Raw genomic sequence first — 20,628 nt, 5'->3', positions numbered from 1 at the left:
CTTTTATTATTTATAAATCTTCTGGTAATACTATCTGGTATGTTTCTTTTGTAACTTCCTCTGGCGGCATGTGAGACACACGTTCCGAGAGTTTCTGAATGGTTACGTCGAGCAAGTTACGCATCTCACGGGCATTACCCCATGAATCATTCTTGGCGAGTACCATCTTATAGATAGTATCAAGCGCCTTGTACTCTGCTTCTGGTGAGAGTGTGTATTGCTCTTTCTGGGCCATATGCTTAAAGATGGCCAGCAATTCGTCTTCATTATAGTCCTCGATGTGCAACTTATGGGTAAAGCGACTGGCCAGACCTGCGTTCATGGCCAGGAACTCATCCATCTTATCCTTATAACCGGCAGCTATGACCACAAACTTACCTCGGTCGTCTTCCATACGTTTCATCAGCGTATCGATGGCCTCTTTGCCGTATTGGTCGCCCCCGTCACTCAGTGTATAAGCCTCATCGATAAAGAGGATTCCGCCCATTGCCTTATCACACATATTGTTGACAATCTTTGGCGTCTCGCCCATATACTTACCAACTAAGGTTGCTCGACTGGCTTCAACCACACGGGATGTAGGAAGAATGTCCATCGACTGGAGAATTTCTCCCATCTTACGAGCTATGGATGTCTTACCCGTGCCAGGGTTACCAGTCAGAATAAAGTTCATTGACATCTGTTGGACTTTTCCTGCGCCCATCGCTGCACGCTGCTTCATAAACATGCTCTGTACTGCAAGACGACGAATAGAGTTCTTAACAGAACGCATGCCGATAAACTCATCGAGTTCGTTGAGCACTTCATCCAGTGGACGTACAGCTTCAGTCTGGGCCATTGGCAGGTCGTCCTTTGTCAGACTATACATATCCGTCTCTTGGAAGCCCGGATCATTCATTAACTTGACAAGACGCTGACTCTGACGCTCTACAGCCTCGTTGAATATACGACGTGCCTCACGGGCATTGCCGAAGTTCTTATCACGACGCAGATATAGTTGTTCGAACTGACGGTGAATAGCTGCACGGGTATCATCGTCAATCGTGAAGTTCTTGCCATCTGCCAAATGCAGGAATATCTCAGTCAACTCGTCGGGTGTATAGTCATCGAAATGGATGGTCTGTGTGAAACGACTCTTAAGACCTGGATTCGTGTCTATGAAGTCGTGCATCTGATCTGTATAGCCTGCTACGATACAGATGAACTTCCCGCGGTCATCCTCCAGACGCTTCAACAACGTGTCGATAGCCTCAGACCCGAAGGTATCACCATCATTCGACTTCAATGTATAAGCTTCATCGATGAACAGAACACCGCCAAGAGCCTGATCTACCAACTGATTAGTCTTGATAGCAGTTTGTCCCGAATAGCCAGCAACAAGTTTCGCACGATCGGCCTCAACCAGCTGACCACGGGCAACGACACCTAAGGTCTTGAAGATATCTGCCATAATACGTGCTACGGTAGTCTTACCTGTGCCAGGATTACCAGTAAAGACGTAATGTTTGCCTTGGAATGTCTGTGTCTCCCCACGTTTTATCTGTAAATTGAGGAATGCCGTCAGATTGGAAATCTCCTTCTTCACTGATGTCAGTCCTACCAAACCGTCAAGTTTCTTCAGGCAGTCTTCAACATTCACAGACTGCGGAGCCTCATAAGGAACATCCTCCTTGTTAATGGTCATCAGTTCCTCATTAGTCATCGACGAGATGTCTACATTCTGAAGACGCTGGGCTTGCTTCTTACATATCTGATCGAACAGAGTACGCATCGTACGACCATTGGCAAAGTCCTTGTCACGGGAGTTGTACATTTCCGTAATCATCTTACGTGTCAGTTCCTCTGCCTCTGGTGAGAATATATACTTCTTCGCCTTAGCAAATACTTGCATAATCTCGAACAGTTGCTCAGGCGAGTAATCTTTGATATCGAGGAAATAATTGAAACGACTACGGAAACCAGGATTTACACGGAAAAGATTCTCCATCTCTGTACGATAGCCCGCGGCAATAACTATAAACTGACCGCGATCGTCCTCCATACGTTTCATCAGTTTCTCTAATGCCTGAGCACCCTGATTATCACGGTCGCCAGAAGCACTAAGAGGGGCCAACGTATAAGCCTCATCAACAAAAAGGATGCCTCCCTTGGCTTTATCGCAAAGACGGTCTACAACCTTGGGGGTCTCTCCTTGATAAGGACTTACCATCTTGGCACGGTCAACCTCGACAACATGTCCGCTGTCAAGATAGCCAATAGCAGCCAGAATCTCACCCAACTTACGGGCTATGGTCGTCTTGCCCGTTCCAGGATTACCTGTAAGGATGATATGCATCGACATTTTTTCCTGTTCTCCCAGTCCGCGCTCTGCACGCTGCATGGCATTCTGCACAGAGTAAGCCATCTCCTTAACAGCACTTTTCACCTCATCCATTCCAATGAACGAGTCGAGATCCTTCAGTATATCCTCAACGGTACGCTCCTCTGGCACATAGCCCTTGATATCGTCTTTCTCCACTTGTTTGGCATCAGCACCACGACTGATAAACTGTGTGAAGATGTCTTCTGATGTTTTTGTTGCCAGATGACCGTTTCCGAATGTCTCATCCTTAATCTTCACTTGATACTTGAAGAAACGCATCAACTGGTTCTCGGCCTCAGCAGAGAATTCTGTAATACCATACTTCAAACGCAGATTGAGCTTACAGATATCAGTCAATTCCTGATAACCAGGCGTTGGCATGCGGAACGTATATTTAAAGCGGTTGGCAACAGCCGGATTGCTCTCAAGAAAATCTTCCAGTCCCTTTGTCAGACCGGAAATAATTACGATGGGATTATCATCCCACTTGTCCATCTCAACAAACAGTTTGTCGAGCGGATTCACTTGATTGGAGTACTTATCAGGCAACAGTTTCTGCACGTTGTCAAAGAACAGAATGCCATTCTTGGCCTTCTTAATATTCTCGTCCCACTTATCAACAAAGCGCTGATAGTCAACGGCATCTACCATCGTCAGCTTAGGTTTCTCGATAATCTTATGCTGATAAAAATAGTCACGAAGAATATCTGCCAAGGCCGTTTTTCCCGTACCCGTCTCACCTATTACAATAGCATTTACTGAAATACGCACATTGGCTATATCCTTGCGAGAGCGCAAATAGGTATAAGTATCGACAATGGTCTTAAGCTGCTGCTTCACGTCATCGAGCCCTACCAGCTTATCAAGCAAGTCTTGGCTTACAAGTGGCTGGCCGCACCACTTGCAGAACTTAGCTACACTTCTATTTTCTTTATGACAATTCTGACAAACCATTATTCTACGTCTCTTTCTAATTGCTTGATAATCTTAGAGGCACTAATCGTTATGTCGCCAGGATTTTTGACGTTCATAAGACTCGGGCTGAATACTATGAAGTCTATAACGAATATCAGCGCCAGCAGACTCCACAGGATATAATGGAGCACACTTTCACCACTGATAGATCTAACCTGATCGGTCACATCGTTCAATAAACCGAACTTAGAACCCTTGAACCTATACGACTTGGTCTTAAAGGTATAATACAAAGGCTCCAACAGCGTAGACTTAATATCATCATCCAATACCTCTGTAATCAACTTATTATCCGCATTCTGATCGCCACGGAAGTCTGTCAGATGACAGACGAGAATATACACAAGCGTAATGACAACAATAGCCAGATTGAAATAGCCAGGATGCGACTGGCTCATATATTTCAATATAATAATAGGTATGAACGAGGACAAAGCGCCTAACATACCCCAAAGACACGAGAAGACGAAATCATAGCCTCTGAAGTAGGCTCGCGTTCCAACTATAACGGCCGTCATTCCTCCCAAAGGAAGACCAATGCAAAGGAATGAATGGGCCAGGAGGTAATCGGTATGCTTAACGCCGAATATCAGAATAAGAAGTAGCCACAGACCACAGAGTGCATAGAATGTTGTACGCCATATACTCTCTCTGGCTTTGGCACGTACCCAATTATCGCGCACATCTTTTATTCTGTTCGACGTTTCCTCTCTTGCATTAACGAAACGCTTATAATAAGGCTGTGAGGCATCTATTTTCCCAAGAGTCATCAACCACTCCTCTAATGTATGCTCATAGGCATATTCTTCTGAGAATTCACCAAATGGATCTTCATGATAGAATACAGCCATCCATTGGGCAAAAGAGCCATTACGGATTTCATTACGGAACAGTGACGTATTGTTAAGCAAATCGATACTCCTACCATCAACCAACTCCGTCCCGTCGGGCATCAGATAAGTCGGTGTTACACCAAGAACACGGCAGAAACGGTATAACGCAGTCTTAACATCATAAGCGCCCAAACGTTCACGGTTCTCTTCGCTCTTGAAATCGAAACAGCGATTGTGCTCATTATACATCTCGGTCCATCCATGGAGCTGGGCATAATATGAGAATCGGCCACCGATCTCCGTCATATCCTTCATCTCGTCTTGGAACTCCTTGTCGCTAAGGTATTGGGCATTCTTCAGGCGTTCACGCAACAGCTCGCCCACTTGCATCGGGGTAAATGCACCCTTAAGATCATACGCAGACTCACGATCAAGATTATAAAGCACCTTATAGGCTAAGGCTGAAGAATATGGCTGGTCCTGAGTCATAATGCGCAGACTCTCGCAGGCCATATGATCCTCATGACTGTACATCCATGAGAGCAGGCGACCGTCAGTCAGGCTATGCCAGTCGTCTTCCGTCAGAGTCTCGCGTCCGAAGGTCTTAACAATCTCCCTGATAGTAGATGACGGATATTTAGCCATCAACGGTATCTCCGGGTCTATCTCAAAGACCGTTCGCATAATAGCCACATGAACGCTCTTCGGATTCTGACTGGTGAAATAAGAACGGATACGGTCTACATCACATTTGGTATGCGACTCCAGATAAAGGAAGAGAGGATCTTTTGGATTAGAAAGCAGCACGCCATATTCTTTCTGATAGCTCAAAAGTGAGATGGCAACGCTGTGTACATCGTCACAGAGATTACCCTTCACATCCTTATAAGGATAAGTAGGCTCCATCATATATATCGCCGACATCAGACCTGCACGCTGATCAACCGGATAACGGTTTACGACGATATCCCTGACAATCGTGCTGAGTTTCTCGTTGCCACATGACTCTAACCACGAGCCAATCTTTCCATTATACAGATAGCCAATAGCCAACTTCTCATTCTCAAGAAGCATCGGCACCAGTTCATGTATATTATCTGCAACCAAGTTCTTATCTGGATCTACGACAAAACTCTTATATTTCAGGAATGGCGATGAGAGATCGACTTTAGGACTTCCACCTTCAAACCACTCTTCTACTTGTTCGTAGCCCCAACGGTTAATCGGATTGACTACCGTCAGTCCTTGGACAATCATTCTGACACGTTCAGGCAACTCATTGATATGCGGCAAGCGGCCTTCGCTTTTCTGACGCATCATCACACGCTCGTTTGAGCTCATCGGGTTCCCACCCAACCAGAGCGCCATCAAGCACATACCTAAAGAATAGAAATCTGCTGCAGGAGATATCTCCACAACACCATCTATCACATCAGTGTACATCTCGGGAGCTGCATAAATTGGTGTACGGGCCTGTGTCGTCTTATATGCCTTTCCGTCTTTCTCTAACATGCTGGAGATACCAAAGTCGCCCAGAACCAGCTCTGTATGCTCTTTATCCCGGAAGAAGAAGTTGCTGGGCTTGATGTCTTTATGCAGAATGTTGCATTCATGACAATAAGCCAGTGCTGCAGCACCCTGCAACGCTATGCGGCGGAACTTGTCGACATCGCCTCCCAACTTGTATTCTGACAAAGTGCCGCCACGCAAGTATTCCATCAACTCATAATAGCGATGCTTGCCGTCAACATAGGTTTTACCATAGTCGAACACTCGGACGATCATTTCGAAGTCGAAGTTCAGTACGGCCCGAAGAATATTCTTGTTGACATTGAAATTGGGATAGTAAATCTTCAGCACATATTCCTCACCGTCTTTCTCAACAAGGAATACCTGAGCCTCACCGGAGTTATCGCTCAAGCACTGCAGATTTCTGTATTTAACACCTTTCAGCAAGAAGCTATTGTCATTGATATCTTCCTGTTGTATATACATGTTATCAGCCCTAACCGTTCCGTCTAAGCCTAATGAGGGAGCCACAGTGTTTGTCACACGGATAGTCCCGTCAAGACTTGCAGGGCGGACAGTACCACCAATATCTGTTGATCGTACAGTACTGTCAAGGTTCTCTGGACGTATAGTTCTCTCCGTACTCATCAGATATCGTCTTTTATTTCTTGTCTCGTATTCTTACCCAAGATAATCCACTTACCGCCCATTTGCGGTTTTGCACATCCGCAAGGACTGGAATGAAGGGCATGTTTGAAATTACACTCCCAAGCCAATCGCATGCCCTGAGGCTTACAGGCCATTGCATAATTGCGCACTTGGGCTGGTTTTGGCTGAGGTGGCTGTGCCATCTGCTCAAGAATCTCAGCAAGTCTATTAAGGCGCTCTTGCTTTTGGGCTTCATATTCGCCCTGTCCCATACGTTTATGCCGCGGTTCTGGAATAACAAGATTTGCAATCCCTCTGTCTTCAGCCAGAAGTTTCAAGACACGTTCACGCAGTTTGCTGTTCTTCTGGTCACGAAGTACATCACGCTCAGAGCTGTAGGGAGGTGTCATCTCCATCTGTTGGATTTCATTAGCCAGACGTTGCATTTCCTTATACTCCGGCATTTCTCTGACTTTCTCCATCATCTGGCGAGCCTCTTCTGTCAATGGCGTGCCACACTGTCTACAGAAAGAGAAATCATTCAGCGTACGGCAAACAGGACAAACAATGCCACCGCGAGGGCTACCACATTCAGGACAGAAAGCCTCCTGACCTGTAAGAGGGGCGCCACAGAAGGAGCAGACATCTGTTCGGATATAGTGTCGGCAGGTTTCACAGAAATCAGCGTCAGGATCAACGGGGGCACCGCAATTCGGGCAAGTGGACTTACCGATTGGATTTCCGCAAGATGCACAAAAAAGAGCTTCAGGTTCATTGATAGTACCACAATGCGGGCACTGAACGCCATTGGCAGTATTCATCTGCACGGCTTGTTGGGTCAAAGGTTCTTCCGTATATTCTCTGGCCAACTCCTCTCGCTGGAGCTGCTGAGAGCCACGGTTTGTTAGTTCTGGGTTTTGTGTAATATCATCAAACATAATTAAACATGTGATTTATCTGCAAAAGCTAGGTGCAAAAGTAAACAAAAAAACTTAATAAACAAAAAAAACCGCCGTAAATTTACATTTACGACGGCATTTTTATCGTTTTAAACGTTAAATTACCACAATTCCAAGCGCTCCGACTTAGGGATAAACATTTTATCACCTTCTTTTACATCGAAGGCTTCATACCATGCATCGATATGGGGAAGAGCCCCGTTTACACGCCAGCGTCCCAATGAGTGAGGATCACTCTTCGTACGGTTACGGATTTCCTCGTCGGTAATATTACCAGCCCACACGCCAGCATAGGCGTGGAAGAAACGCTGATCGGCTGTCAGGCCTTCTTTCTCTTCCAGAGGTTCACGCTTTGTAGCATTTTTATAGGCTGCCCAAGCAACCTGCAGACCGCCATGATCGGCCAGATTCTCACCCAGCGTCAGACGTCCGTTGCCAAACAAGCCTGGCAGCACTTCAATCTTAGAGAAGAAATCAGCATACTTATCAGTACGTTCTGTAAAATTCTTTCCATCACTCTCCGTCCACCAGTCGTGCATGTTTCCATCCTTATCGAAACGACGGCCCTGATCATCGAATCCGTGAGTCATCTCATGACCAATCACTACACCGATAGCACCATAGTTAAACGCATCGTCTGCATTCATATCGAAGAAAGGATACTGAAGAATTCCTGCAGGGAAACAGATCTCGTTGGTGGTAGGATTATAGTAGGCATTTACCGTCTGAGGCGTCATATGCCAGTCATCACGGTCTACAGGTTTTCCTACACGATGATTGATACTCCACTCATTCCAGAACTTGGCACACGCCTGCATGTTTTCGTAATAAGATTTTGCAGGATCAATCTCTAGTTTCGAGAGGTCTGTCCATTTGTCTGGATAACCAACTTTTACATAAAATGAATTCAACTTCAGCAGGGCATTCACCTTGGTGGAATCGTCCATCCAGTCCTGAGCAGCGATGCGCTCTCCAAGGGCTATCTGAAGATTCTTCACTAAGGTCACCATACGCTTCTTAGCTGCCTCAGGGAAGTATTTCTCTGAGTAAATCTTACCCAGCGCTTCACCCATCACACGTTCTACCTGAGAAGTACTGCGTTTCCAAAGCGGGTGGTTTTCCTTACGACCTGAACGAATCTTACCGTTGAAGTCGAAACTCTCAGCTACAGTAGCATCGCTCAAATAATTGGCAGCTTCAGAGATGAGTCCCCACTCCATCACGTCACGATATTCAGCAGGTTTGATAGAACCAACAAGTTTGTTGGCACCCTCAAGGAAAGCAGGCTGTCCCACAACCATCTCTTGCAGATACTTAGCGTCTATCCCCTGAGCGCTCATCACCTTCACCAGAGGAAGATTAGGATACTTGGTTTCAAACTCTTTCAGTGTCATCTTGTTGTAGTTAGCCTCAGGATCGCGCAGTTCTGTGCGGCTCTTGCTTACCTTGGCCAACTCTGTCTCAACCTTCATGACATTCTGCATCTTCTTGGTAGCTGCACTCTTACTAAAGCCAAAAAGCTGGAACATCTTGACAATGTGCTTCTTAAAAGCTTCACGGATATCCGCTGTAGGCTTATCGTTTTCAAGATAGTACTCTTTCTGACCCAAGGAGAGCCCACCCTGATAAACGTTCAGAATATTCTGTGTGGCATTCTTATCATCGGCACCGAAACCACAGAAGAAGAACTCCTGTTCTCCGTAGGGAGCCAGTTCCAACTGAATGTCGAGCAGCTGCTTGGTGGTCTTGGCTGCCTCGAGCTTCTTGATCAGCGGCATCAGAGGAGCCACACCCTCATTGTTACGGCGTGTAGAGTCCATAGCCAGTTTGTAAAGGTCGCTGAGCTTCTGCTCTATAGTTCCCTTTTCGTAGCTGTTGCTCAGAAGCTCTGCGAGAATAGCGTTAATACGCTTGTCGTTATCCTCCTGCAGGCGGTCGAAGCTGCCATAACGAGAATAAGCAGCGGGAAGCGGATTACTCTTCATCCATCCACCACATGCATACTGATAGAAATCATCACCAGGACGCGCGCTGGTATCGAAATCGGCTTTGTTCAACCCCGATCCGAGCGGTGCCTGTGCCATTGTCATCAAAGACATTGATGCCATTGCCATCATTGTTACAATTTTTTTCATAAATCTATTGTTAGTTAATATTGGGTTATCTCTTCTAAGGTTTCGCTGAGTTTCTCCCAGCGTTCTACCTCTTCATCGAGACATTTCTTTGTCGAAGTATACTCTGTGACGAGGGTCATATCAGAAGCATTCTCAGGAACCATCAGCAAGTCGTCGAGCTCTTTCAGCCTCTGTTCCAGTTTCTCAATTTTCTTTTCCGACTCCTTCACGGCCTTCTCGGCACGGTTCTTCTGTTTCTGACGCTCCTTATGCTCTGCATAACTGAGGGCTTTGGATATCGTTTCCTGAGAGTTCCCATGGGGGGAACTGGGAGTTCCCACGGTGGGAACTGCTGGTTTCCCCGTAGGAAAACTGCCGTTTCCTTGCTGAGCACTATTCGAATCCTTGCCCAACTCGTTCAGTTCGCTGATTTTCTTGGTACGGAGGAAGTCGTAGATTCCACCCAGGTGTTCCCTCACCTTACCGTCACCAAACTCATAGACCTTCGTTACCAGACCATCTAGGAACTCACGGTCGTGACTCACGATAATAGCTGTACCATCGAAAGCCTTGATGGCCTCTTTCAACACATCCTTAGAAGGCATATCGAGATGGTTGGTAGGCTCGTCGAGAATCAGCAGGTTTACTGGTTCCAAAAGCAGACGAATCATCGCCAAACGGCTACGTTCGCCACCGCTAAGCACTTTTACTTTCTTATCCGATTCCTCGCCGCCAAACATGAAGGCGCCAAGGATATCATTGATGCGCAGACGGATCTCGCCCTTCGCTACATGATCTATCGTTTGAAATACCGTCAGACTCTCGTCAAGCAACTGAGCCTGATTCTGGGCAAAGTAACCAATCTGGATATTATGTCCTATCTTCAGCTCGCCCGTATAGGGAATCTCGCCCATGATACACTTCACGAGCGTAGACTTTCCTTCGCCGTTCTTACCCACGAAAGCAACTTTCTCGCCCCGCTTGATGGTGAGCGACACATGATCGAAAACGGTATGTGCCCCATAGTCTTTTCTCACTTCGTCGCAGATAACGGGATAGTCGCCACTACGCAAGCAAGGTGGAAACTTCAGATGCATAGCCGAATTGTCGACTTCGTCAATCTCGATAGGTACGATTTTCTCCAGCTGTTTGATTTTCTGCTGTACCTGTACAGCTTTCGTGGCCTGATAGCGGAAACGCTCAATGAAGGCTTTCATCTCAGCCACTTCCTTCTGCTGGTTTTCGTAGGCTCTGATCTGCTGTTCGCGACGCTCCTTGCGAAGCACCACATACTCGTTGTATTTCACTTTATAGTCGATCACACGACCACATGAGATTTCAAGTGTGCGGTTCGATACATTATTAATAAAGGCCCTATCATGACTCACCAGCACGACGGCACTCGACGACTGCGACAAGAACTGCTCCAGCCATTGTATCGACTCGATATCCAAATGGTTGGTAGGCTCGTCGAGCAACAGCACATCGGGTTTCTGCAACAGGATCTTCGCCAGCTCGATACGCATGCGCCAACCACCAGAGAACTCCGAGGTAGGACGATCGAAATCCGAGCGAAGGAAGCCAAGTCCTGTGAGCGTACGCTCCAACTCAGCCTCACGACTCTCAGCCCCCATCATCATATAACACTCATGTTCCGTGGTATATTTCTCTATCAGTGCCAGATAGCTCTCGCTCTCATAGTCGGTACGTTCAGCCAGCTGTCTGTTCATCTCATCCAGACGCTGCTTCATCCTGGTGATGTCGGCAAACGCCTTCTGTGCTTCCTCGCGCACCGTTGTATCGTCCTGCAGAATCATCACCTGAGGCAGGTAGCCTATTCTACAGTCGTTGGGCACACTGATATTACCTGCCGTAGGTTTCTGTTGTCCGCTTATTATCTTCAGCATCGTCGACTTGCCCGCACCGTTCTTACCCACAAGGGCAATACGGTCGCGGTCGTTGATGACAAAACTTGCATCAACGAACAATGGCTTGACGCCGAATTCCACTTTCAGTCCTTCTACCGAAATCATCGCTTATCTACAAACTTATAACTCTTATATTTCTCACTCGGGAACCGCAACATCTCGTCTGTGATACCACCCGACTTAAAATCCGAAACCATGATAGTCGTCCAGATAAAGGCAATCTTGATACGCAGACGAATCGGATGATAATCCTTCCGTCCTACCAGCGCATGGATTTCCTTCATGCCCTTCTTTCCTTTCTTCACCTTGAGAGTCAACATTAACCCTTCCGGATCCTCTGCAATACTATAATTGTAGTTCTCGGGCTCAAACTTGAATTTCTGAGAATACTTGTCCGACTTATTATTTTTGGCACTATGTATCTCTACCTCATGTTTTTTGCGTTTAATGGTATATACCGTCGTGCCGTCATTCCACGAGTTCATCTTGGCATCCTCAAACTTACTCTTCTTGCCCTTATACCAAATAGTGCCGTCAGTTTTGTAGATACCAGTAATGTTCACATCGTAGTGAAGACTGGCGCCTTGCTCTCCAAACACCTGGGCATATGCCGAATTGAATATGCGTCGTGCCTGACGTGCATTAGCCGACTCCTCAGCACACACATCCTGAAACGATACTATCAGCATCAGGCACCAGAGAATTCTTAATTTTACTTTCATTTTGTTGTTTTCGAGCTGCAAAATTACTAATTTCTCATTTAAATTCATTATTTTTGCACACAAATTAACGATTTAATAGACTCTCTTATGGAAAAGAATATCTTCGCACAACTCATTGCCAGCACCTTGAATCTTCAGGAACGGGCCGTTGCCGCTACACTCGCTTTGCTCGAAGAAGGCTGCACCATTCCTTTCATCTCACGTTATCGCAAGGAGCGAACGGGCGGACTCGACGAAGTGCAGATAGCCGCCATCAGCGACCGTTACGAGAAACTTCAGGAGATTCAAAAGCGTAAGGACACCGTTGTTAAGACTATCACCGACCTCGACAAGATGACAGCCGAATTAGAGAAGCGCATCCGCGACTGTTGGAATGCCACTGAACTCGAAGATATATATCTGCCCTATAAACCCAAGCGGCGGACACGCGCCCAGGTGGCACGCGAACAAGGGCTTGAGCCGTTGGCTCAGATCCTGCTGTTACAAAGAGAGCGCGATCCTGAACGAGCTGCAGAGCGCTTCATCAAAGGAGATGTCAAGGATACCGACTCTGCCTTGAAGGGCGCTCAGGACATCATTGCCGAGACCGTGAGCGAAGATGAGCGTTCGCGCCAGCAACTCCGCAACGCCTTCAGTCGCCAGGCCTTCATCACCTCAAAGGTTGTGAAAGCTAAGGCCGACACAGACGAGGCAGCCAAATACAGCGACTATTTCGACTGGGAGGAGCCATTGAAACGTTGTTCTTCCCACCGACTGCTGGCTATGCGCCGAGGTGAGAACGAGGGGATTCTCCGCATCAGCATCTCGCCCGACGACGAGGAAGCCGTAGAACGTCTGAAGCGTCATTATGTATATGGAAACACACTTTGCGGACGACTGGTGGCAGAGGCCATCGACGACGGTTACAAACGATTGCTCAAACCAGCCATCGAGACCGAGTTCTCGACTCTCAGCAAGGAGAAGGCCGATGATGAAGCTATCCGTGTGTTTGCCGAGAACCTGCGTCAGCTGCTACTGGGAGCGCCATTGGGGCAGAAGCGTGTAATGGGGGTCGACCCAGGTTTCCGCACAGGTTGCAAGGTGGTTTGTCTGGATGCTCAGGGCAACTTGCTTCACCATGAGGCCATATTCCCCCACCCACCAATCAACAAACGCACAGAGTCGGCCGTCGCCGTTCTGAAGATGATACAAAAGTACCAGATAGAAGCCATCTCTATCGGTAATGGTACAGCCAGCAGAGAGACCAACGATTTCATCAAAGATGTGCTCGCAGGCCGCTACAACATTAACGCAAAGAATAATGCCGAGACGCCAACACCGCAGGTTTTTACCGTCAGCGAAGATGGTGCATCGGTTTATTCTGCTTCGAAGATAGCCCGCGATGAATTCCCTGATGAGGATGTCACCGTTCGCGGTGCCGTTTCGATAGGACGTCGACTGATGGACCCGCTGGCCGAACTGGTGAAGATTGACCCTAAGAGCATCGGTGTAGGTCAATACCAGCACGATGTAGACCAGACGAAACTGAAACACTCACTCGACCAGACCGTAGAGAGTTGTGTGAACCTCGTAGGGGTGAACCTTAACACCGCCTCACAACATCTGCTGATGTATGTGAGCGGGCTTGGTCCTACCCTCGCCAAGAATATTATAGATTTCAGAAAAGACAATGGTGCTTTCACCTCGCGCGCCCAACTGAAAAAAGTACCGCGCCTCGGTCCCTCTGCCTATCAGCAGTGTGCAGGTTTCCTGCGCATTCCTGGTGCAAAGAATCCACTCGACAACTCAGCCGTTCATCCCGAAAGTTACGCCATCGTAGAACAGATGGCTAAAGACCAGGGCTGTTCGGTGACCGACCTTATAAATAATAAAGAGAAGCGTGAAGCTATCGATATCCGCCGCTACGTGACGACCGAGGTGGGTATCCCCACGCTGACCGACATCATGAAAGAGTTGGAAAAACCAGGCCGCGATCCGCGTGAGCAACTTGAGGAGTTTGAATTCGACAAGAATGTCAACACCATCGACGATTTGGTGGAGGGAATGATTCTGCCAGGCATCGTGACCAACATCACCAACTTCGGTGCCTTTGTCGACATTGGTGTCCATCAGGACGGACTGATACATATCTCACAGATGGCCAACCGCCGCATAGCCCACCCTACTGACGTAGTGAAACTACATCAGCATCTCAAGGTGCGGGTCATAGAAGTAGACCGTCGCCGCAAGCGCATTTCGCTTTCTTTAAAGGGAATCTAAGACTTAGAGTCTTCGTGAATGCTTTCGGCCATCAAACGATAAATCTCACGAGTACGCTCGTCGGGCAGCATCTCCATCTGCATCTCCATTACGCTCAGGTCATAGCGCACCATTGGCCCTGTCTGCGCCGCCTTAGGCGACATAACCGACACCTTGCGTGCTGTTTCAGCTATCAAAGGTAAAAAAAGACAAAAGTCAATCTGCTCGGATTCGAGTACACGCTCTGCCAGACGATAGCAATGGTTTGTCAGATTACAGGCCAGCACCGCTGCCAAGTGCATCTTCTTGCGCTTCGCCGAATCACAATCCACCACGTGGTCGGAGACGCTCTCCGCAAGTGAACGAATCACAGCAAGTTCTTCACAGCCAGAAGCCTCTATAAAACAAGGGATTTCACGGAAACCGACCCTGTGGCTCTTCGAGAATGTCTGCATAGGATAGAGCACTCCATAGTGGAATGCCTTACCTTTTAGAACATCCATCCCGATGCTGCCCGCCGTATGAACCACGATAGCATTCTTCACCCGTTTGCCTATCGCCCCAGCCAAACTTCCAATGGCATCGTCCTTAACCGATATGATGTATATTTCGGCCTCAGCGCTTATTTGGCTGATATCGGTGGTATACCTGCACCCTAACTTTGCCGCCAATTCGCTGGCATGTGCCTCTGTACGGCTATATATTTGGCCGATGTGGTGGCCTGCTTCGCTCAAGGCAAGCGAAAGCTGCGTAGCCAGGTTGCCCGAACCAATGATAACTATCTCCATTATGCATTTCTGTTTTATCCGCTGCAAAGGTACAAAAAATTATTGTCCCAATTGTCCTAATTGTCACAAATCGTTGTGGAACGCACGAGGAAAGTCTGTTTATTCTTTGTTTGAATCAGGCTGGGGCAACCTCGGATGAACCTTACGAACCTCGCGGAATGAATCCATCGCAACAACCCGGCCGTTGTAAAATGTCAACACCACAACGTCGTAATCATCATTGTTCAGCAGAGACCGATACTCCCATTCATCCCGTCCCTCGGCAAACCTGCGATAACTAGGTTTACCCATCAAGGCCGTCACCTCTTGTTTGGTCATGCCATACTCAATGCTGGCAGCTTTATCGGCTACGGTTGAAAACATTGATGCACACGAACTGAGCGATAACGCAACGATGGCTACTAAAGCCGCATTTCTTATTTTCTTCATAATTCTAAATTTTAAAATAGATACTGCAAAGATACATATTGAAAACAAGAAACAAGCAGATAAATCCCTACGATTCGATAGGGAAATCCCCATTATTCAAATACAGAGCAACATCGTAGGCAGAAAAGTCTTCTATTTGCTTTGAAACAGGCCTTTGAACAGCAGATAGGGATCGATGATGATATTGTGGTGGCAATGGGGAACAATGGTTTTAGCCATACCACCTGTAGCAACGATATGAGGCTCTACACAAAAAGTTGGCAGAAGCTTGTCGATAAGACCGTCTATCATAGCAGCCGTACCATAGAGAATGCCGCTTTGCATGCACTCAAGAGTATTGCGCCCAACAAGGTGAGCTGGTTTTTCGATGGTGATGGCAGGCAGTTGAGAGGCACGCGTACTGAGGGCACTAAGGGAAGTCTTAACACCAGGAATAATGAGTCCGCCACGGAAGCACCTGTTTTCGTCGACTACGCCAATGGTGGTGGCTGTACCAAAATCAATGATGATAGCGGGTGCGCCATAACAACTAACGGCTCCTAAGGCATCGGCCAGACGGTCTTTACCCAACTGGGCTGGCGACTCCACGTCGATGCTGACAACCTCCTTAGCATCGGCAATAGTAAAGAAATGGGGCTGTATGCCCGTCAGATCGACCACGGCCTGAGCAATATCATCGTTCACCTCGGGAACAACCGACGAGATGATAACATTCTCGATATCAGCCGCCTCTACGTTATACTTGCGCAGACCCTGACGAAGCTCATAGCGGAAAAAACTAGCAGTCTCTTCTTTCTTAGTCTTGAATCGCCAAGTAGACGAGATATTACCCTGTTCATCAGCCAAAGCGATGACAATGGTAGAATTGCCGATATCGATGAGAATACGCATATCTTCTAAGAAAGAGTTATGATATGTGAGAGTATCTGGTCGGCAGTGTTCTCTTTCGAACAGAACGGAAGTTCCTTAATGCCATCAGATGTGACAAGTGTCACCTGATTCGTATCAACGCCGAACCCCGTTTTCTCGCTGGCGATAGAGTTGGCACAAATCATATCGGCATGTTTCTTCGTGAGTTTAGCACGCGAATTGTCTATCAGGTTCTCCGTCTCCATCGAGAAACCTACCAACAACTGCCCCTTGCGTTTATGCTCACCCAACCAGCCCAGAATATCCTGCGTACGAGTCAGCGCTATGGCCATGTCGCCGCTGCTCTTCTTCACCTTCTGCTCTGAGTAGTCAGCAGGTTTATAGTCGGCTACAGCACTGCACATAACGATTATATCCTGCTGGTCATTTCTGGCGGTTACAGCTTCAAACATCTGCTGGGCACTCTTCACGTCGACCTTGTTGATACCAGCGAAGGGCTGAATGCTCACAGGCCCCGAAACAAGCGTCACTTCAGCACCGCGCAAAACTGCCATTTTAGCAATGGCGTAGCCCATCTTACCCGACGAGTGGTTGGTAATGAAGCGCACAGGATCGATGGCCTCTTGCGTAGGACCTGCCGTTACGAGAATACGCTTACCTCGCAAATCTTTCTCCTTCGCCAGATATAATAGGATATGCTCCAGCAGCGTCTCTTCCGAAGGCATCTTACCGCTACCCGTATCGCCACAGGCCAATCGTCCAACGACGGGCTCTATGATATGATAGCCATGGTGCTTCAGCTTCTGCAGATTGTCTTGCAGTATAGAATTCTCCCACATGCCAGTATTCATAGCTGGGGCAAAGAGCACGGGGGCTTTTGTGGCCATGATGGTAGTGGTGAGCATATCATCGCAGATGCCGCCAGCCACCTTACCGATGACATTTGCCGTACAGGGAGCCACCATAAACAAGTCGCCTCGCTTAGCCAGCGACACATGCTTCACGTCGAACGAGAAATTGCGGTCGAAGGTGTCGACGATGCACTTGTTGCTGGTCAGCGTCTCAAAGGTCATCGGCGTGATAAACTTCGTGGCGTTCTCAGTCATAATCACATGCACGTCGGCATTCAGTTTCACCAGCATCGAAGCCAGATTGGCTGTCTTATAGGCCGCAATGCTTCCCGTCACCCCGAGTACGATGGTCTTTCCTGTCAGCATAGTCCTTTAGTCTTTTTTATTTATTACTGTTCAATCAGCAACCCGTGCTTCTCGTAGTTGGCCTTACGAACAATCTTGTTGTCCTCGTCGACAAACAGCACGACGGGTTTGTGTTCACGTGCCTCCTCTGGTGTCATCTGGGCGTATGCCATGATAATCACCTTGTCGCCTACGTTGACGCACTTGGCTGCAGCGCCATTCAGACAGATGATGCCCGAACCCGCCTCGCCTGCGATGGCGTATGTTTCGAAGCGGCTGCCATTGTCAATATCGGCAATAGCCACTTTCTCATATTCCATAATGCCCGACTCAGCCAACAGTTCTGAGTCGATGGTGATGCTACCCACATAATCAAGGTCGGCCTGCTTCACCGTTGCACGGTGTATCTTTGCTTTCAGAAGCGTCAATTCCATTTCGCAGCAATTATATGTTTACAATAAAGTTGTCAATCAGTCGTGTCTTACCGATATACACGGCGATGGCCACCAGCGTCTCGCCCTCGATTCTCGGCGTGCGCTGAATGTTTTCAAAGTCAACGACCTCCACGTAGTCTATACGTGCCAGCGGTTCTGTCTCCAGATTCTCGCGAATAACACCAATCACCTTCTGAGCGTCGCGCTCACCCTTTTCGATAACCTCACGTCCCTTCTTCAGACTCTTCGAGAGAATCAGCGCAGCCTGGCGCTCCTCAGGGTTCAGATAGGTATTGCGGCTCGACTTGGCCAGTCCGTCGGCTTCACGCACGATAGGACAAGGCACAATCTCAAGCGGGAAGTTCAGATCGCGCACAAAACGTTTCACCGTAGCCAACTGCTGAGCGTCCTTCTGTCCGAAGTAAGCGCGGTTGGGCTGAACGATGTTAAAGAGTTTGCCCACCACGGTACATACGCCACGGAAGTGAACTGGGCGGACAGCGCCACAGAGCAGTTCGGTGGTCTCTGTCGTATCGATGAACGATGTGAAGTGTCCTGGGTACATCTCAGCAGGCTCAGGGTTGAAAATCAAGTCACCGCCAGCCTCCTCGACCTTCTCCATGTCGCGGTTCAAATCGCGCGGATAAGCCTCAAGATCTTCATTCGGACCGAACTGAATGGGGTTGACGAACACCGATACCACCGTACGGTCGTTCTCACTTGCCGACTTGCTAATCAGGCTCTGATGGCCCTCGTGCAGAAAACCCATCGTGGGCACCAATCCCACCGTGAGTCCCTCCTGCTTCCAAGCCGAAACAATATCTCTTACTTCTTTTACAGTCTTAACTACTTTCATGGTTTTTCCCTAACTTCTTTTAACTTCTTCAATTTCCGTTTCAAACAATGCCTGCATCACCTCTTCGCTGATAGCATAGGTCTGTCCTGCCTCAGGGAAGCTGCGCTGCTCGCATTCTTGCTTGTACTGCTTGAAAGCCTCAAGCATCACGCTATGCAGATCGGCATATTTCTTCACGAACTTTGGCGTGAATCCATCGGTATAGCCCAGCATATCCTGATAGACTAGCACCTGACCGTCGCAGCCGTTACCGGCACCTATACCGATAGTCAGCGCCTTGGCCTGTTCGGTAATCAGCTTAGCCAGCGTCGCAGGCACACACTCCAGCGTGATGGCAAATGCGCCAGCCTCTTCTACAGCCTGCGCATCCCTGATCAGCTTCTTGGCCTGCTCCAGCGACTTACCCTGCACCTTGTAGCCACCCATAGCGTTTACCGACTGCGGCGTCAGTCCGATATGAGCCACAACGGGTATACCAGCCTGCGTGATGGCCTTGATGCGGTCGGCATACTCCACGCCGCCCTCCAGCTTCACTGCCTGGCAGTTTGTCTCCTTCATAATGCGTCCTGCATTGCGCACAGCATCTTCCACCGATGCCTGATACGACATGAACGGCATATCAACCACCACGAAAGCCTGTCTGGCGCCTCTGACTACAGCCTTACCGTGATGAATCATGTCCTCAACGGTAACAGCCAATGTATTTTCGTAACCCAACATGACGTTACCGAGCGAGTCGCCCACCAATATCATGTCTATTCCCGCCTCGTCGATGGTGCGGGCCGTATTGTAGTCGTAAGCTGTCAGCATGCTTACGGGCTGCTGACCCTTGCGATCCAACAAATCGAAAATAGATTTCCTCATTATCTTTATTAATGGTTATTCTGCAATCTTTTGGGGTGCAAAGGTAGGCTATTATTTTTATATCTACAAATAATAACCCCCTTTTTTTCACTTTTACACCTTTTTAATATACAAATAGGGAATCTGTCATGAAAAATAGGGATTTTCCTATACGTTTCTCATTTTTTATTCTCATCTTTGCAGCGTGAAACTATAAACTTTGAAGCGTATGAAAGAAAATCGTATTATTGCATCTGCCCTGATTGCTGTGGGCATCGTATTCTTAGGATTGTTCATCAAATCCGGCATCGACAATTTTGCCAACAAAGACCGAAAGGTGACGGTAAAGGGACTGGCCGAGCGCGAAGTGCCCGCTGATAAAGTGACGTGGAGCATCGGTACCAAAGTGACAGGCAACGACCTGCCTATGCTTTATGAGAGCATCAATCACCAGACGGACAAGATTAAGAAGTTCTTGCAACAGAACGGCCTCGAGGAGAAAGAGATTACCGTAAACCCACCAACAATCAGCGACCTCGAAGCCCGCGAATGGGGTGACAACCAGAAGAACTTCCGATACATCGTGAACACCACGATTACCGTGGCCACAAACAAGGTGACGGAAGTAAACAAAGCCATCTTCAAACAGGCAGAACTGCTGAAGCAGGGCGTTGCCATCGAAAACAGCAACCCTCAATACGAATATGCCTCATTCCAGCAGATGAAGCCAGAGATGATGGCCGAAGCTATCAAGAACGCACAGAAGACTGCCGAGCAGTTTGCAGAAGCCAGCAAGAGCGAATTAGGGCAGATTCAGACAGCCGGACAGGGGCAGTTTGAGATAGAAGACCGCGACCAGAACACGCCGTACATCAAAAAGCTGCGCGTAGTAACCACCATCACCTACTCACTGAAAGACTAAGC

15 protein-coding genes are annotated in these 20,628 nt (G+C 48.0%); 2 read left to right on the top strand and 13 right to left on the bottom strand.

Going from position 1 to position 20,628, the window contains the following annotated elements; all coding sequences use genetic code 11:
* Positions 1-10 precede the first annotated feature (10 nt).
* The 6 genes from BMX82_RS10235 to BMX82_RS10210 all read right to left on the bottom strand — a co-directional run bounded on the left by BMX82_RS10235 (position 11) and on the right by BMX82_RS10210 (position 12,050).
* Positions 11-3,316: an AAA family ATPase gene (locus BMX82_RS10235; protein ID WP_091768534.1), complete on the bottom strand. Its 3,306-nt coding sequence runs from the start codon at positions 3,314-3,316 to the stop codon at positions 11-13.
* Positions 3,316-6,327, bottom strand: a complete 3,012-nt coding sequence (locus BMX82_RS10230) for a serine/threonine protein kinase (protein WP_091768532.1) — start codon at positions 6,325-6,327, stop codon at positions 3,316-3,318. The genes BMX82_RS10235 and BMX82_RS10230 overlap by 1 nt, the downstream gene beginning before the upstream one ends.
* On the bottom strand, positions 6,327-7,265 hold the full coding sequence (locus BMX82_RS10225; protein ID WP_091768531.1) for a zinc ribbon domain-containing protein: 939 nt from the start codon (positions 7,263-7,265) through the stop codon (positions 6,327-6,329). Before BMX82_RS10225 ends, BMX82_RS10230 begins: the two co-directional genes overlap by 1 nt.
* Positions 7,266-7,387: 122 nt before the next feature.
* Complete coding sequence (locus BMX82_RS10220; RefSeq protein WP_091768529.1) at positions 7,388-9,421, bottom strand: M13 family metallopeptidase; 2,034 nt, start codon at positions 9,419-9,421, stop codon at positions 7,388-7,390.
* Between the two features lie 14 nt (positions 9,422-9,435).
* A complete protein-coding gene (gene abc-f / locus BMX82_RS10215) occupies positions 9,436-11,433 on the bottom strand; it encodes a ribosomal protection-like ABC-F family protein (RefSeq protein WP_091768526.1) in 1,998 nt (665 codons plus the stop codon).
* Complete coding sequence (locus BMX82_RS10210; protein ID WP_091768524.1) at positions 11,430-12,050, bottom strand: LolA-like protein; 621 nt, start codon at positions 12,048-12,050, stop codon at positions 11,430-11,432. Before BMX82_RS10210 ends, abc-f begins: the two co-directional genes overlap by 4 nt.
* 87 nt (positions 12,051-12,137) lie before the next feature.
* On the opposite strand from BMX82_RS10210, the gene BMX82_RS10205 reads away from it, so the two are divergent.
* Positions 12,138-14,309 (top strand): Tex family protein, encoded by a 2,172-nt coding sequence (locus BMX82_RS10205; RefSeq protein WP_091768509.1) that lies wholly within the window; start codon positions 12,138-12,140, stop codon positions 14,307-14,309.
* Here the strand turns inward: BMX82_RS10205 and BMX82_RS10200 are convergent.
* From BMX82_RS10200 to panB, 7 genes are all read right to left on the bottom strand, one after another.
* Entirely contained in the window at positions 14,306-15,076 is a 771-nt protein-coding gene (locus BMX82_RS10200; protein WP_091768507.1) for a Rossmann-like and DUF2520 domain-containing protein, read from the bottom strand. The genes BMX82_RS10205 and BMX82_RS10200 overlap by 4 nt on opposite strands.
* A 99-nt stretch (positions 15,077-15,175) precedes the next feature.
* Positions 15,176-15,505, bottom strand: coding sequence for an outer membrane protein assembly factor BamE domain-containing protein (gene bamE / locus BMX82_RS10195; protein WP_036910956.1), 330 nt, complete (start codon positions 15,503-15,505; stop codon positions 15,176-15,178).
* Between the two features lie 132 nt (positions 15,506-15,637).
* Positions 15,638-16,396 carry a type III pantothenate kinase gene (locus tag BMX82_RS10185; RefSeq protein ID WP_091768502.1) on the bottom strand — a complete coding sequence of 253 codons (759 nt, stop codon included), beginning with the start codon at positions 16,394-16,396 and terminating at the stop codon, positions 15,638-15,640.
* 5 nt (positions 16,397-16,401) lie between these two features.
* Positions 16,402-17,592, bottom strand: coding sequence for a bifunctional phosphopantothenoylcysteine decarboxylase/phosphopantothenate--cysteine ligase CoaBC (coaBC, locus tag BMX82_RS10180; protein WP_091768500.1), 1,191 nt, complete (start codon positions 17,590-17,592; stop codon positions 16,402-16,404).
* 23 nt (positions 17,593-17,615) lie between these two features.
* Complete coding sequence (gene panD, locus BMX82_RS10175) at positions 17,616-18,005, bottom strand: aspartate 1-decarboxylase (RefSeq protein WP_036910959.1); 390 nt, start codon at positions 18,003-18,005, stop codon at positions 17,616-17,618.
* Between the two features lie 10 nt (positions 18,006-18,015).
* Positions 18,016-18,861 (bottom strand): pantoate--beta-alanine ligase, encoded by an 846-nt coding sequence (panC, locus tag BMX82_RS10170; protein WP_036910960.1) that lies wholly within the window; start codon positions 18,859-18,861, stop codon positions 18,016-18,018.
* Between the two features lie 9 nt (positions 18,862-18,870).
* Positions 18,871-19,725 carry a 3-methyl-2-oxobutanoate hydroxymethyltransferase gene (gene panB / locus BMX82_RS10165; RefSeq protein ID WP_091768497.1) on the bottom strand — a complete coding sequence of 285 codons (855 nt, stop codon included), beginning with the start codon at positions 19,723-19,725 and terminating at the stop codon, positions 18,871-18,873.
* A gap of 208 nt (positions 19,726-19,933) precedes the next feature.
* On the opposite strand from panB, the gene BMX82_RS10160 reads away from it, so the two are divergent.
* Positions 19,934-20,626 carry an SIMPL domain-containing protein gene (locus BMX82_RS10160; protein ID WP_036910963.1) on the top strand — a complete coding sequence of 231 codons (693 nt, stop codon included), beginning with the start codon at positions 19,934-19,936 and terminating at the stop codon, positions 20,624-20,626.
* The last annotated feature ends 2 nt before the right edge of the window (positions 20,627-20,628 follow it).

The sequence above is a fragment of the Prevotella sp. khp7 genome (assembly GCF_900109055.1).
Taxonomy (GTDB): domain Bacteria; phylum Bacteroidota; class Bacteroidia; order Bacteroidales; family Bacteroidaceae; genus Prevotella.
Note: the sequence above shows the minus strand (reverse complement) of the source record. Positions and strands in the feature narration are given on the sequence as shown.

Bases quoted from the DNA above. Each gene is read 5' to 3' on its own strand.
- BMX82_RS10235 (WP_091768534.1), bottom strand. From the start codon at position 3,316: ATGGTTTGTCAGAATTGTCATAAAGAAAATAGAAGTGTAGCTAAGTTC.
- BMX82_RS10230 (WP_091768532.1), bottom strand. From the start codon at position 6,327: ATGAGTACGGAGAGAACTATACGTCCAGAGAACCTTGACAGTACTGTA.
- BMX82_RS10225 (WP_091768531.1), bottom strand. From the start codon at position 7,265: ATGTTTGATGATATTACACAAAACCCAGAACTAACAAACCGTGGCTCT.
- BMX82_RS10220 (WP_091768529.1), bottom strand. From the start codon at position 9,421: ATGAAAAAAATTGTAACAATGATGGCAATGGCATCAATGTCTTTGATG.
- abc-f (WP_091768526.1), bottom strand. From the start codon at position 11,433: ATGATTTCGGTAGAAGGACTGAAAGTGGAATTCGGCGTCAAGCCATTG.
- BMX82_RS10210 (WP_091768524.1), bottom strand. From the start codon at position 12,050: ATGAAAGTAAAATTAAGAATTCTCTGGTGCCTGATGCTGATAGTATCG.
- BMX82_RS10205 (WP_091768509.1), top strand. From the start codon at position 12,138: ATGGAAAAGAATATCTTCGCACAACTCATTGCCAGCACCTTGAATCTT.
- BMX82_RS10200 (WP_091768507.1), bottom strand. From the start codon at position 15,076: ATGGAGATAGTTATCATTGGTTCGGGCAACCTGGCTACGCAGCTTTCG.
- bamE (WP_036910956.1), bottom strand. From the start codon at position 15,505: ATGAAGAAAATAAGAAATGCGGCTTTAGTAGCCATCGTTGCGTTATCG.
- BMX82_RS10185 (WP_091768502.1), bottom strand. From the start codon at position 16,396: ATGCGTATTCTCATCGATATCGGCAATTCTACCATTGTCATCGCTTTG.
- coaBC (WP_091768500.1), bottom strand. From the start codon at position 17,592: ATGCTGACAGGAAAGACCATCGTACTCGGGGTGACGGGAAGCATTGCG.
- panD (WP_036910959.1), bottom strand. From the start codon at position 18,005: ATGGAATTGACGCTTCTGAAAGCAAAGATACACCGTGCAACGGTGAAG.
- panC (WP_036910960.1), bottom strand. From the start codon at position 18,861: ATGAAAGTAGTTAAGACTGTAAAAGAAGTAAGAGATATTGTTTCGGCT.
- panB (WP_091768497.1), bottom strand. From the start codon at position 19,725: ATGAGGAAATCTATTTTCGATTTGTTGGATCGCAAGGGTCAGCAGCCC.
- BMX82_RS10160 (WP_036910963.1), top strand. From the start codon at position 19,934: ATGAAAGAAAATCGTATTATTGCATCTGCCCTGATTGCTGTGGGCATC.